Source organism: Carnobacterium sp. GW821-FHT04C06 (assembly GCF_059420345.1).
Genome location: NZ_JBWKTN010000005.1, coordinates 276,053 through 290,564, shown reverse-complemented (window position 1 = coordinate 290,564; position 14,512 = coordinate 276,053). Strand labels below are relative to the sequence as shown.

Sequence of the window (14,512 nt, the reverse complement as noted above, 5' to 3'; positions counted from 1 at the left end):
GAATGATTAAGATGGATTTTGAAATAGATACAGGATGGAAATTGCTTCCAGTTGGTGGAGATACTGGCCAAGCATATATGGGAATTAGAGCAGAAGAAAAGCTTTTTTTGAAGCGAAATTCTTCGCCTTTTTTAGCTGCACTTTCTGTCGAAGGTATTACCCCTAGACTTGTTTGGACGAAACGCATCGGTAACGGAGATGTTTTAACGGCTCAAGAATGGCTAAATGGTCGTACCTTGGCAAGTGAAGAGATGTCTTCACCAAGCGTTGCAAAATTATTATATAAAATTCATCACTCAGAAACGCTGCGTAAGATGCTGTATCGTGTCGGTGGAGAAGAAGTGTCACCAGAAAAATTATTACGTTCATATAAAATGGCTTTGCCGCATGACTTAGCGATTCATCCCTTATTAAAAGAAATTTTAGCTAAACTAACTCAGGAAGTATCTCAAATGGAATCTGTAAAACCACAAGTATGCCATGGGGATATTTACCGTAAAAATTGGTTGCTATCTGATGAGAACCGATTGTATTTAGTAGACTGGGATATGGCTGTTTTGGCTGATCCAGCAATGGATTTAAGCATGTTGTTGTGTCAATATGTACCCAAAGAAAGCTGGCGAGAATGGTTAGAAAACTATGGAACTGTCGTAACAGATGAAGTTATCAAACGAATTGAGTGGTATGCACTTATTAATTTTTTACAACAGACAAAACGTCATCATTATCAATCGCGTTTTCACGAGATGAATCAAGATATTTTAACTTTACAAGCTATTTATCAAAGCACTAAAGAAGCTTAGCAATGGAATTCTCTTCTTTTTACTGAAGAGAATTCTGTTTTTTAACCCAATAATAATTATAGAAGCGAAAGAGGAGAATTAAATGCGTTTAAGAAATAAACCAGGAGCACCTGCAAAAATTGCAAATTATCCCCAATACGTGGTAGATACACCTGAAAAATGGCAAGGACGTTGGAAGGAACGTTTTGGTAATAATAATCCTATTCACATTGAAGTTGGAACTGGAAAAGGACGTTTTGTTACTGAAATGGCCAAACTTCATCCAGAAATCAACTACATCGGAATTGAACTGCAAATGAGTGTCGTAGTAGTAGCACTTGATAAATTAATTGCTGAAGACTTACCAAATCTACAATTGCTTCATGTAAATGGTGGAGCCTTAACACAATACTTTGCAAAGGGCGAAGTGAGTCAAGTTTACTTGAATTTTTCAGACCCATGGCCTAAAACAAAGCACGAAAAACGTCGTTTGATGTATCATGATTTCTTAGTTGGCTATGAGGAAATATTGATTCCACAAGGTGAAATTCATTTTAAAACAGATAATCAAGGCTTATTTGAATATTCACTTCATAGCTTTTCAAAATATGGCATGTTAATTGAAAAAGTTTGGTTGAATTTACATGAAAGTGATTTTGAAGGCAATGTAATGACTGAGTATGAAGAAAAATTCTCAAATCGTGGACAACGTATATACAGAGTTGTAGCCAGTTTTCCTAAAAAATAAAAGCAATCTAAAAACCAGACAAAAGATAGTGTTATCTTTTGTCTGGTTTTTTATAAATTTTGGTTCATTAAACAAACAAACTAGTCAACCAAAGCCTTATTTATATACTATAAAGTTAGGTTTTAACAGCGCGAAAAGTATCGCTAACATTTAAAACTAAACCAATCGCAATTGAGGAAATAATCAAGCTAGAGCCACCATAGCTAACAAAAGGTAAAGTTACCCCACTAATGGGAAGCCACCCAGTGACACCGCCAATATTGATGCAACTTTGAATTAAAAACATCATTCCGACACCAATACATAGTAAGGATGCGAAAGGATCTTTCAACTTGATACCTAAGTAGAATACCCATAAGATTAAACTGAAAAGTAAGGTTAAAACAAAAATAATTCCTAGTAGGCCTAGCTCTTCTCCAATCACCGCTAAAATAAAATCAGTGTGTGGTTCAGGCAAATAACCCGTTTTTTGAACACTTTTTCCTAAACCGACGCCAAACAGTCCACCGCGATCTAGCGCATAGTAAGAATTCACCAGTTGATGACCTGCACCATTTTCTAATTCAAAAGGTGACCAAAAAGCTTTAAAGCGATCAAATCGATAAGCAGACATGCCTATTACAGAGGTTCCGTAACGGCTGACTAAGAAAATATAACCGGACATCACAGAACAGATAAAGAGTGAACTTAACACCCCTAAATAAAAAGGAATCCCAGATGCAAAAATTTGTACCAGAACAATCCCAGCTAAAATCAAAACACTGCCTGTATCAGGCTGAAGAAATAATAACATTCCGACCAAACTTAAAACAATCAAAGGCGCCCAAATAACTTGCACCCAATTACTTGTTAACTGTTTTTGTTTTTTTGAAAGAATAAAGGCAGTGTACCAAATCAAAATAATCTTAGCTAGCTCAACAGGTTGAATATTAAAAAAACCAATATTGATCCAGCGACTGGCTCCGTTTATTTTGCCAGTTAAAAGAACAAAACCTAACAAGGCAAACATTCCAGTAAGAAGGGTCTTTAATAAGTTTGGATGAACAAGAAAGGATTTTTTTAATTTGCTTACGAAAAACAGTGAAAGAATTCCAACAATTGCATAGATTCCCTGATTTCTAAAATAAGTGATACTGCTTCCAGTATTTGTTTGAGCGCTATCGCTACTTGCTGAATAAACCATTAAAATACCGAAACAAAGTAGCAAAAAATAAATCAATAAAAAGAAACGATTTGTTTTTTTCATGTAAACCTCCTAGGACAACAAACTATGTCAAAAAATGCCATTTTTTATGATTTGTCGAGAATACATACTCGCGGTTGTGCTTGTTCATGGATAAAACTAAACCTACAGCCGCCATATTCCCCAACAAAGAAGAGCCACCGTAACTAATAAAAGGCAACGGAATCCCAGTAACGGGCAAGATGCCAATCGTCATGCCAATGTTTTCAAAAATATGAAAACAAATTAGCATTAAAACCCCTGTGACAATATACGTATAAAATTCACTTTTCGTTAAAAAGCATGTAACCACCAAGCGATAAATCAATAAAAAGTAAATTAGTAACAAGATACCACCGCCTACAAATCCAAAATTTTCACCAATAGCAGTAAAAATAAAATCAGTATGGTTTTCGGGCACGTGAACTTCTGAAATTCCCAAACCTTTTCCAGTAATTTGTCCAGAACCAATTGCTTTCATACTTTGAATGGTTTGATAAGAATCGCCCGAAATATCCTTATAAGGTTCAAGCCAAACATCAACTCGATCAAATTGATAGCTGTGAAATCCAAAACGATAAAGAATCGGTCGGTTAAATAAAACAAAATAGAATAGCGTAGTAATAATCCCAACAAAGGTTGAAAATAAAGGGAGTAGGATTTTCCAAGAAATACCTGATAAAAGAGTGATCCCACTAATGATGGCTAAAAAAACGATTGTGGTTCCCAAATCTGGCTGTAACATAACCAATACTACTGGAGGAATACTGATAGCTACAATCTTTAAAAGCAACAGCAAATCTGATTGAATTGTTCTTTTGATATTTTTAAAATTGTGTTGAGTCACACACCTTGATAGCATTAAAATAAAGGCAATTTTCATCACTTCTGAAGTCTGAAAATTCATAATTCCAAAATTTAACCAACGTTTTGCGCCACCAATTGTGACCCCAAAAAATAAAACAGCGATTAAACATAAAATACCTAACAAATAAGTTAGTGGGGCAATTTTCCATAATACTTCTGCATCAAACTTCATTAAAATGAAAATGACAATAATACTAATAAAGTACCAAAAAGTTTGTAAAATCACATAATTCCATGTGTCTGTTGCGGCATAAATCGCTAGTAAACTAATCGCTGCTAGTAACATTAGCAAAAGTATAATTGCATAATTGTGTTGTTCTTTTTTTTCTTTGTCCATTAAACCACTCCTTTATAGTACACCTTGAAAGGTGAGTTAAATTTATAAAGAAAAAGTTAATAAATGTTCCGAATGGTTGTAATTTGACCTTCAAATGTAATAATTGGAATGAATGGTACGAAGGGTGTGTGTTCTATGAATATTGCAATTTGCGAAGATGAAGAGTTATATCAACAAATGTTGCTGAAACAATTAAACAATTACCAAGAACAATGTCACAAAAAATTAATGATTGAATGGTTTAAAAGTGGCGAAGAATTAATGGAGATTTACCGATATTCTAGCCATCGTTTTGATGTCGTTTTTTTAGATATTAAATTAGAAGGTGTAAGTGGCATGGAGGTTGCAAAAAAAATTCGAGAAATGGATCAACAAGTAGAATTGATTTTTTTAACAAGTTTAATGGAGTACGCTATCGAAGGGTATCAAGTAAATGCATTGCGGTATCTACTTAAACCCATACAACAGGGTCAACTGAATGATTTGTTGGAGCTGATTGCAGGCAAGCGGAAAGAAGAAGTTCTTACAATTTCAACAAAATTTGGGCAAAAAAAAATCTTATTGAAAGATATTACGTATATTGAAAGTAAGCAACGAAAACTTTATTTTTATAGCAATCAAGAAGTCGATAGAATGTATGGTAAAATGGGGGAATTTGCCGCTAGCTTAGCGAAGAAAAATTTTTTTAGGCCCCATCAATCCTATTTAGTACAGCTAGAATTTGTGAAAGAATTAAAAAAAGATCATTTGATTTTAGTGGATGGTTCAGTGATTCCTGTCAGTAAAGGAAATGCCAAATCATTTAAAGCCGCTTTCTTTGATTATTTATCACAGGATGGTGATAGTTATGGTTGAGTTTATCGATTGGGTTTCTCAAAATTGGGGTTATTCAGATGTTTTTGAAGCAATAGCTGAAGCTTTTTTAGTTTACTATTTTTTTAGTCGACTAGTTGGAAAACCTAAAAAGAAATTTTTAGTGTTATTTCCACTCTTTTTTTGTCAAGACTTAACGGTTACGTACTTTGAGCAATTTTCTGTGATGACGTATTTTATTGCCTTAACAACGAGTTTATTTATTAGTAGCCGTTTTTTTAAGGGCAGTCGAAAATCTTTTTATATTTTACTTTATTGCTTAATTACAATTATAGTGGAAAGCAGTGTTAGTCATATTTCAAGTGGATTGTATGTCGTTTCAAGTACTTTTGATCAAGTTGACTCGCTTAAACATGTTTTTTTCTACTTATGTAGCGATATCATGCAATTTTATTTTATTCAGTTAGTTGTACTAAAAAAGAAATACAAGGATAAGGCTCTGTATTTGCATAGCAGCGTCACGACGTTATTAGTCATGATTACGATTATATTAGTGTACAATTCTTTGCTTGTCGTCTACTTAGAAAATAATCCGATTTTTCGTTTGCTTTCAGTTGGGTCAATTTTAGTAATGGTACTTGGTAGTTATTTTGTCTTACAATTATTAGAGAAGTTGGAAAAACAATATAAAGTTGAATTTGAGAACAATACATTAAATGAGCAACTTTATTATCAAAAACAAATACAATTAAAAATTCTAGCCAATCAAAATGAAATCAGAGGAATTAAACACGACCTAAAAAATCAGTTGATTATTATGCAACACTTACTTAAAAAGGGTCATTATCAACAGCTAGAGCACTATTTTTCAGAATTAGAATTAACTAAAATAGATGATTATCAAACAATTTTTACAGATAATGTGATGATTGATAGCATGATTCTTCATTTGGAAGAACGTTGTAAAGAGCACAGTATTCAATTGGATTTATCAGTATTCCCCATTGAATTTCAGCATGTGAATGAAAAAGATGTCGCTATTTGTCTAGGAAATGCCTTCGATAATGCGATTGAAGCAGTTAATAAAATAGCAAATGATCAAAAAAAAATTACCGTTCAATTTAAAGTGAAAAATGGGTATCTGATTATTTTAATCAAGAATAGTGTCTCAAATAAAAAAATTGACCCTTTTAATACAAGTAAAAAAGATCAATTAAATCACGGATTTGGTTGGAAAAATATGCAAAAAATTACTACAAAATACAATGGAGAGGTAAAATTTGAGAGACAAGATACGACAGCTACCGTACGCTTGATTTTTAAAGATTATTAAAAAAAGCAATGAAATTTAGCTTCATTGCTTTTAAACTTACTTATTAAGTTAAACACGGTACAAATCTAAAATTGAGCCTGTGTATGCATCTGCAATAAACTCATATTGGACTAAAGTATCTTCTTCCATCCTAGAAATACCGCCATAATAAACATCTGTTTTAAAGGCGAATTTTCTAAGAGGCACTTTTTTTAATTCAATCCAAGATCCTTCAATTGGTCCCTCTTCAAGAAAAGCTTTTTTGACCATCGTTAAAATTTCGTCCCCGTGAATGGTTTTATTTTTTTTCATTAAGCTTGCGATTTTATACCCGCATGTCAAACCAGCTCCAAAAATAAGCCCGCCCACAACCGCGTAAGTATTAAATGAGTTTTTAGAAGTCATGATATATATCCTCCAATCAAATGATTACTGTTTTTAGTATACCATTTTCCGCAAAAAAAGATAATTGAATCCACAAAAAAAACAAATAAAAATCACTTTTATGATGATTTTATAAAATTAATCCCGAACCAGTTAAAATCTTTATAGAAATGCGATATAATAAAGAAGGTAAATCAAATATCTAAAGGAGGGTAGATCACAAATAAAAAGAAAGTTTATTTATTTGTGAGTATACACATGAATGAAGAAACATTTTCGTTAGTTAAAAAAATGACTGAATTACAAGGCACAAGTGGCTTTGAGCACAATGTAAGAGAGGTTATGAGAAAAGAGTTGACCCCTTTAGTTGATGAAGTCGTTCAAGATGGTTTAGGCGGTATTTTTGGTATCCGTCGTAGTAAAATCGAACAAGCTCCAAGAATCATGTTAGCTGCTCATATGGACGAAGTTGGGTTTATGGTTGCTAGTATTACAGAACAAGGTTTATTTAGAGTGGTTCCTTTAGGTGGATGGAATCCTTATGTCGTTTCAGCGCAACGCTTTACACTACAAACTGCTAAGGGAGATTATCCGTGCGTTTCTTCTTCAGTACCCCCACACTTACTAAGAGGTACAAATGGAAAAGCAGGAGCACCAGAAGTTGCAGATATTTTATTTGATGCTGGTTTTGACTCAAAAGACGAAGCGATGAGCTTTGGCGTGCGTCCAGGAGATGCAATCGTTCCATTAACAGAAACGGTTAAAATGGCAAATGGGAAAAAAATTCTAAGCAAAGCTTGGGATAACCGTTATGGCTGTACAGTTGTGATTGAAGCCTTAAAAGAGTTACAAGGCGAAGATTTACCAAATACATTGATTGCAGGAGCAAATGTTCAAGAAGAAGTTGGCTTACGTGGAACAAAAGGTGCTGTTCACCAATTTAAACCAGATCTATTCTTTGCAGTGGATTGTTCAGCAGCAGATGATTTAACTGGAGATAAATCTAAATATGGTCATCTTGGTGAAGGTTTCTTATTGAGAATCTTTGACCCAGGTATGATTACCTTAAAAGGGATGCGTGAGTTTTTATTAGATACAGCTGAAACCAATAATATTCCTTACCAGTATTTTGTATCAAAAGGTGGTACGGATGCAGGTGCAGCTCATATTTCAAATAATGGTGTTCCAAGTGCTGTTATTGGCGTGTGCGCGCGTTATATTCACACACATCAAACAATGTTCCACATTGATGATTACGCAGCAGCTAAAGAAATGGTATTACAAATTGCTCGTACAATGGATCGCAGTACCTATGAAACGATCATGAAAAATAACTAGTTTATAAAAAAGAGGTGACAATATGAGAGAATTAAAATCACTTGCAGAATTTGAAACATTGAAGAATAGCGGAAAAACAATTTTCTTTTTCACAGCAGATTGGTGTGGTGATTGTGTGTTCATTAAACCTTTGATGCCTGAAATCGAAAATGAACATGCAGATTTTACATTTGTGCAGGTGGATCGCGATGAATTTATCGATTTATGTGGAGAGTTGGCTATTTTTGGGATTCCAAGTTTTGTGGCTTTTGAAAACGGAATCGAAACTGGACGTTTTGTGAATAAAGACCGCAAAACAAAAGAAGAAGTTACTCAATTTATCAATACGCTCTAATGATTCAAGATGAAGCGTTTAGCCTTTTGTTATAGGAATGAAAGAGTTATAATAAAAGAAAGCAGTTAAATGCTAAGTTTTTCAAAAGGGGATGAGATTATGGTTGAACAAAATCAAGAATATCAACACATCATGGTTGCAGTAGACGGAAGCGACGAAGCAAGTGCAGCTTTAGAAAATGCAATTGAAACAGCGAAGCGAAATAATGGTGATTTATTGATTGTCCACGTAATTGACAATCGTTCATACACGATGGGTGTTGCGAGCTTTGATATTGAAGCCAGTGAAGAAGAGACGCGTACGATGAAAGAAATTCTTGGTGAATACCGTCAATTTGCAATTAATCGTGGTGTAAAAAAAGTTTCAACTGAATTAGTAACAGGCTCACCAAAAGAATTACTAGCAAAATCATTGCCAAAAGAACATAACATCGATTTGATTTTATGTGGTCAAAGCGGATTAAGTGGAATTGAACGTTTAATGATGGGAAGCGTTAGTCAATACATTATTCGAGAAGCACCATGTGATGTATTGATTGTTCGAAATCAAGCGAAGGAAAAATAGATTGGAGAAAAATAAATTGATGATTAGTTGTTACAATAAAAATGGAATAGGCGATACTCTTTTAATTATGACTGAAAACAGTAATTTTTCAGAACAAGGATTTGAAGAAAACGGAGACGTTGTTAGAATTTTTAAATCAGAAACAAATGAAACTGTTGGTTTTAACTTCTTTCATATCTCAAACCACTTAACAGTGTCAGGAAATGGTCAAATCTATTTAACTGAAGATCAAGTGGCTGTTTTAAATGAGCTTATTCAAAAAGCTGGATTTGATTATATCTTAGAAGTCGACAATGAACCTAAATTCGTTGTTGGATTTGTTAAAGAATGCGTGCCACATCCAGATTCAGACCATTTATCCATTACGCAAGTTGAAGTTGGAAATGACGAAACGGTTCAAATCGTTTGTGGCGCTCCAAACATTGCGGTGGATCAAAAAGTAGTGGTTGCAAAAGTAGGCGCGATGATGCCGAATGGGTTAATTATTTGGGACGGTGAATTACGTGGCGAAGCGAGTCACGGAATGATTTGTTCAGCTAAAGAATTAAACTTAGCGGATGCACCTGCTCAAAAAGGTATTTTAGTATTGCCAGCAGATTCAACTGTTGGAGAAGCTTTTGAAATAGGCGAATAGGCGCTTAATTTAAAAATAGAAGCAATCTACTTTTCACATCATGTGTCGAGTAGATTGTTTTTTTATCGTTGTCTAAGAAGATTTTAAGCTTTCTCAATTATGATTCAATAAAGAGGGGGATTATGTTAAACTAAACAAAGACAACAGAGAGGAAAGGAGCATCATCATGTCAAATTATGATGGACCAAGCTACCAAGGTGGGCAAAATCACCCTAAAAAATTTAAGTTTCCTTTCTATTCTGATACTGAACAAGTACGACAGAATGAAAAAAAACAACCCTTTAAAAAACAACCTTACGAAACACAAAATAATGAAACGAAAAGACCAGTAAAATTACCAAAATCAGGTCGTCATCCAGCACCAGATGCTGTTTTTTCAGAATTTTTACATCGTACAGAAGAGTATACAAGAAAAGAAACGAATGCAGTTGTAAAAAAAGAGATACAAGATTTTCATACTCGAAAAACCAAGACTGAAAAAAAAGTTGAAACGAAACAAGCGGCTAAGCAATCCATTGAAAAGCAGCCAACTGCCTATCATGAAACAAGAAGTTCAACGCCATTTAAAGTTCAAAAAATTCCGTCACCTATTTATGGGTTCCAAAGAGATGATGTAAAAAAAACAATTGATGAAATTGACTACGATCTTTTAGCTTCGCGTTTAAAAAAAGAGCTAGACTCGTTTATCTTGATAACAGAAAATGAAGATTCAGTTGAACTTGAAGTAGAAGATGGCGCACCAGATATAGAATTGATTACATTTGAAGAGGTTCTTCCAGCGAGTGAATTAGAAACTACTAGTCAAATACAAGAAAAAGCCGAGTGCTTAGAAGAGGAAGAAGAGTTGGTGATTCCTCAAATCGAAGAAACACACCACGATAAAAAAAGAGGTCTTTCAAGATCGCTTGCAGGAATGATTGAAGAAGAACAAGACATTACGATAAATCGTGGGACGAATGTTGCACGTTATTTTGGAGAGCTTCATGAAGAAGAGGACAGAGGTCTTATTCAAGATTCAGTTGAGACTGAAATCATCACTAAAGATGAATCATCTGTTGAACCACTTTTAGAAGAAACTACTGAAACAGGTACATTTAATCAAGAAGAATCTGATTTGGAATTAAAAGCTGCGTTAAGTCGTTTTAATTATTTGTCTCAAACATTAACGCCAGTAGTTGAAGAAAAGATAGAAGAGTCTGTTATGGAAGAATCGATTTCTGAAGAAGTGCCGTCTTTTGTCGAAGAAAAGACAGCAGAATCTGCAAAGGAAGAACTAGAAGAATTGATTGTAGAAGAAGAACAACCACAGATTGTTGAAGAACCTACAATGGAAGAACCAGAAGAATTCATTGTAGAGGAAGTGCCTCAATTTGTTGAAGAAAAAATAACTACACCAGAAGCAAAAAGTGACAATTTTACTTCTGAAGGAAAAGCGCTAGTCCCCGTTTCAAATTTAATTGAAAATGAAGATGAAAATCTAGCTGCGTATCAATTTCCCCCATTAGACTTACTAGAGCCACCTGTTCAATTTACAAATAGTGCCGTGGATGATTGGGTTATTGAACAGGCTGAAATGTTAAATGAAGCTTTAGATGCCTTTGGTGTTGATGCCCAAGTAATTGGCTGGACGATTGGACCGGCAGTAACCCAGTTTGAATTGCAGCTGGGTCGTGGTGTCAAAGTGAATAAAATAACTAATTTATCAGATGATTTAAAGCTTGCGTTAGCAGCTAAAGACATTCGGATAGAAGCGCCTATTCCCGGTAGAAGTTCTGTCGGAGTTGAGATTCCAAATCAATTTTCAAGACCTGTCATGCTATCCGAAGTGATGGAAAGTCCAGAATTTAAAGAAAATAAATCGCCATTAACAGTCGCGATTGGAGTGAATTTATCTGGGAAAGCAGTGGTTTCAACTATCGATAAAATGCCTCATGGTTTAATTGCAGGGGCAACAGGTTCAGGTAAGAGTGTCTTTATCAATTCAATTTTAATCAGCTTATTATACAAAGCAAATCCGAGTGAAGTGAAATTGATTTTAATTGATCCAAAAGCGGTGGAGCTTGCGCCATATAACGACATTCCTCATTTATTATCACCAGTTATTTCAGAACCAAAAGCTGCAGCAGAAGCTTTAAAATGGGCAGTTGAAGAAATGGAAGAGCGTTACCAAAAACTGGCAGCAGCTGGTGTTCGAAACATTGAAAAATTCAATGAAAAAGCAGCTCTCCATGGAGATCACGGATTGAAAATTCCTTATATCGTGATTATTATTGATGAATTAGCCGATTTAATGATGGTGGCGAGTAGCGAAGTTCAAGACTACATCGCTCGTATTACACAAAAGGCGAGAGCAGCAGGGATTCATTTACTAGTTGCAACACAAAGGCCGAGTGTGGATGTGGTAACAGGAACCATCAAAAATAATATTCCGACACGAGTAGCCTTTATGGTTTCTAGTCAAGTGGATTCAAGAACCATTATGGATACAGGTGGAGCAGAAAAATTACTTGGAAAAGGGGATATGCTGTTCTTAGAAAATGGCATAGGGCAACCTATTCGAGTACAAGGAACCTATGTTGAAAATGAAATTGACACGATTGTGCAACATGTGAAAGATCAACGAGCGGCTAATTATTTGTTTGAACCCGAAACATTACTTGCTAAATTAGAACTAGTTGAAAGTCAAGATGAGCTATTTGATGAAATTTTAGCCTTTATTTCAGAAGAAGATACCGTTTCTGTTTCTTTATTGCAACGAAAATTTAAAATTGGATTTAATCGTGCCTCTAACTTAATTGAAGCATTGGAAGAGCAACAGTTAATTTCTGGAAATAAAGGTTCTAAACCAAGAGATGTATTTCTGACTAAAGCAACTTACGAAGCAAATTATCAAAAAAATGAGTAGCTTAAAAAGTTAATTGCCAGTTTTTAAGATATCCTAATACAAAAGTATTCTAGGTGAAAGCAGTATGCTAATGAAAAAAATCGTGGTATACTAATATCGTTATAATTTTTAGATCAGTAAAAATTTATAGAATAAATTGATGTTAAGATAATGAACAACTTATTGTTTAATAAAAATACAAGTAGATAGACAAAATAGGGAACTACGAATTACATCATTTGGAGGCAGGAAAATGAATACAAATACACTATATCACTTTGTCGGCATTAAAGGTTCTGGAATGAGCGCACTAGCATTAGTATTGAATGATAAAGGTTTTAACGTACAAGGATCCGACGTTGAAAAATACTTCTTTACTCAAAAAGGGATTGAAGATGCAGGAATTCCAATCTTCCCATTTGCGAAAGAAAATATTCGTGAAGGATTGACGGTTATCGCAGGGAATGCGTTCCCAGATACTCATGAAGAGATTCAAGCAGCTTTAGATTTAGGGATTCCAGTTATTCGCTACCATAAATTTATCGGTGAGTTTTTAAAGCAATATACAAGTGTTGCCATTACAGGTTCTCATGGTAAAACAAGTACAACTGGATTATTAGCACATGTGTTAAGTTCAATTGAACCAACAAGCTATATCATTGGAGATGGAACTGGGCACGGTGTACCAGATGCTGACTTCTTTGTCTTAGAAGCTTGCGAATATCGTCGTCATTTCTTAGCCTACCGTCCCGATTATGCCATTATGACAAATATTGATTTTGATCATCCTGATTACTTTACAGGTATTGAAGATGTATTTGATGCCTTCCAATCAATGGCAAACCAAGTTCAAAAAGCGATTATTGCCTGTGGTGAAGATGAAGAGTTGCAAAAAATTAAAGCAAATGTACCAGTACTTTATTATGGATTTGGAGCTGAAAATGACTTCCAAGCACGTAATATTACTCGGTCAACAAAAGGTTCAAGTTTTGACGTGTATATTTCAGATGAATTTTATAATCACTTTGAAATTCCAACATATGGCGCTCATAATGTACTGAACGCACTTGCAGTTATTGCCCTTTGTCAACTTGAAGGCATTTCAAAAGAAAAAATTGCTGAAAACCTTTTAACTTTCCAAGGCGTTAAACGTCGTTTTAGTGAAAAACAAATGGGAGACATGGTTATCATTGATGATTACGCACATCATCCTTCTGAAATCCGTGCTACTTTAGATGCTGCTCGTCAAAAGTATCCAGATAAAGAAATTATTGCGGTTTTCCAACCTCATACCTTCACAAGAACGGTTGCGTTGTTGAGCGAATTTGCTGAAGCGCTAAATCTAGCAGACTCTGTTTATCTATGTGATATCTTTGGATCAGCAAGAGAAGATCAAGGAAGCGTAACAATCCAAGATTTGGCTGAAAAAATTAAAAATGGTGCCACTGTTTTAAAAGAAGAAAATATGTCTCCATTATTGAATCATCATGATGCAGTTGTTATCTTTATGGGTGCAGGAGATGTTCAAAAATTTGAAAGCTCTTATGAAACACTATTAAGTAGAACTACTTTACAAAACAATTAAATCGATTTATGCCTAAACAAAATTATTTGTTTAGGTTTTTTATTTTTATAGAAAGTGAAATTAAAAAACTTTATTCATTACATTTTCCAGAACATTTGGTAAAATAAAGACAAAGACAATGAAGGAGAAAATGAAAAAATGATGAAACCAAGAAAAATGGGGAAATTGATTACGGAAATCCAAGAAGGCGATCAATTAAGTGTGACGGAATCAATTGAAGATAAAGATATCTTGTTGTACTTAGGATTGACAAATGATGCAAATCCCTTATTTATTCAACATGATTATACCAATCAAACGGAATACGAAAAGCCATTAGTGCCGGTTATTATGCTGATTGGCATTATGACAAGTACGATTTCAAAACATTTACCAGGACCAGGGTCAAATGTGGTGAATGTTTCAGTAAACTGCGTAAATCCCGTCTACCACTATGAAACGATTACCTTTGAATTCGAAGTAATTCGAGTGGATTTAATGAAAGAAGTAGTGACGATTTCAGTAGAAGCTAAAAATATGGAAGGTGAGCGAGTAATTGATGCCAGCTTTATTGTTGAGCCGCCACGATTAATTCCCCAAATTGAAGAAGCATTACATTAAAATCAGAGTGCGTAAACTCTGATTTTTTTCTTTTGAACGGAACGAATTTCTTTTTCGCTATCTGTTCTTTTTTTTGGTAGAATAGAAGAGATGAAATTGGCACCAAGC

14 protein-coding genes are annotated in these 14,512 nt (G+C 34.5%); 11 read left to right on the top strand and 3 right to left on the bottom strand.

Going from position 1 to position 14,512, the window contains the following annotated elements:
* Positions 1–11 precede the first annotated feature (11 nt).
* Together AC07SW_RS10830 and trmB are read left to right on the top strand one after the other, a co-directional pair.
* Complete coding sequence (locus AC07SW_RS10830; RefSeq protein WP_034570557.1) at positions 12–803, top strand: phosphotransferase family protein; 792 nt, start codon at positions 12–14, stop codon at positions 801–803.
* Positions 804–885: 82 nt separating this feature from the next.
* A complete protein-coding gene (trmB, locus tag AC07SW_RS10825; protein ID WP_034570554.1) occupies positions 886–1,530 on the top strand; it encodes a tRNA (guanosine(46)-N7)-methyltransferase TrmB in 645 nt (214 codons plus the stop codon).
* A gap of 115 nt (positions 1,531–1,645) precedes the next feature.
* On the opposite strand, the gene AC07SW_RS10820 is transcribed toward trmB, so the two are convergent.
* Together AC07SW_RS10820 and rodA are read right to left on the bottom strand one after the other, a co-directional pair.
* Positions 1,646–2,776: an FtsW/RodA/SpoVE family cell cycle protein gene (locus AC07SW_RS10820; protein WP_034570551.1), complete on the bottom strand. Its 1,131-nt coding sequence runs from the start codon at positions 2,774–2,776 to the stop codon at positions 1,646–1,648.
* 22 nt (positions 2,777–2,798) lie between these two features.
* Positions 2,799–3,956 carry a rod shape-determining protein RodA gene (rodA, locus tag AC07SW_RS10815; protein ID WP_494632863.1) on the bottom strand — a complete coding sequence of 386 codons (1,158 nt, stop codon included), beginning with the start codon at positions 3,954–3,956 and terminating at the stop codon, positions 2,799–2,801.
* Between the two features lie 135 nt (positions 3,957–4,091).
* Between rodA and AC07SW_RS10810 the strand changes: the two genes are divergently transcribed.
* Together AC07SW_RS10810 and AC07SW_RS10805 are read left to right on the top strand one after the other, a co-directional pair.
* Entirely contained in the window at positions 4,092–4,811 is a 720-nt protein-coding gene (locus tag AC07SW_RS10810; protein ID WP_135081619.1) for a LytR/AlgR family response regulator transcription factor, read from the top strand.
* On the top strand, positions 4,804–6,102 hold the full coding sequence (locus AC07SW_RS10805; RefSeq protein ID WP_494632861.1) for a sensor histidine kinase: 1,299 nt from the start codon (positions 4,804–4,806) through the stop codon (positions 6,100–6,102). Before AC07SW_RS10810 ends, AC07SW_RS10805 begins: the two co-directional genes overlap by 8 nt.
* Positions 6,103–6,150: 48 nt before the next feature.
* Here the strand turns inward: AC07SW_RS10805 and AC07SW_RS10800 are convergent, their stop codons facing one another.
* Entirely contained in the window at positions 6,151–6,486 is a 336-nt protein-coding gene (locus AC07SW_RS10800; protein WP_034570539.1) for a PepSY domain-containing protein, read from the bottom strand.
* Positions 6,487–6,723: 237 nt separating this feature from the next.
* Here AC07SW_RS10800 and pepA point away from each other — a divergent pair, with 237 nt between their 5' ends.
* The 7 genes from pepA to AC07SW_RS10765 all read left to right on the top strand — a co-directional run bounded on the left by pepA (position 6,724) and on the right by AC07SW_RS10765 (position 14,404).
* Positions 6,724–7,803 carry a glutamyl aminopeptidase gene (gene pepA, locus AC07SW_RS10795; RefSeq protein ID WP_119907838.1) on the top strand — a complete coding sequence of 360 codons (1,080 nt, stop codon included), beginning with the start codon at positions 6,724–6,726 and terminating at the stop codon, positions 7,801–7,803.
* Positions 7,804–7,825: 22 nt separating this feature from the next.
* A complete protein-coding gene (locus AC07SW_RS10790) occupies positions 7,826–8,137 on the top strand; it encodes a thioredoxin family protein (protein ID WP_119907839.1) in 312 nt (103 codons plus the stop codon).
* Positions 8,138–8,236: 99 nt separating this feature from the next.
* The gene (locus AC07SW_RS10785; RefSeq protein ID WP_034570530.1) at positions 8,237–8,701 is read left to right on the top strand and encodes a universal stress protein; all 465 of its coding nucleotides are present in this window, start codon (positions 8,237–8,239) and stop codon (positions 8,699–8,701) included.
* 19 nt (positions 8,702–8,720) lie between these two features.
* Positions 8,721–9,335, top strand: a complete 615-nt coding sequence (gene ytpR, locus AC07SW_RS10780; protein ID WP_119908671.1) for a YtpR family tRNA-binding protein — start codon at positions 8,721–8,723, stop codon at positions 9,333–9,335.
* Between the two features lie 166 nt (positions 9,336–9,501).
* On the top strand, positions 9,502–12,240 hold the full coding sequence (locus tag AC07SW_RS10775; protein WP_494632860.1) for a DNA translocase FtsK: 2,739 nt from the start codon (positions 9,502–9,504) through the stop codon (positions 12,238–12,240).
* A gap of 232 nt (positions 12,241–12,472) precedes the next feature.
* On the top strand, positions 12,473–13,804 hold the full coding sequence (murC, locus tag AC07SW_RS10770) for a UDP-N-acetylmuramate--L-alanine ligase (RefSeq protein ID WP_135023289.1): 1,332 nt from the start codon (positions 12,473–12,475) through the stop codon (positions 13,802–13,804).
* Between the two features lie 138 nt (positions 13,805–13,942).
* Positions 13,943–14,404, top strand: a complete 462-nt coding sequence (locus AC07SW_RS10765; protein WP_074403021.1) for a MaoC/PaaZ C-terminal domain-containing protein — start codon at positions 13,943–13,945, stop codon at positions 14,402–14,404.
* The last annotated feature ends 108 nt before the right edge of the window (positions 14,405–14,512 follow it).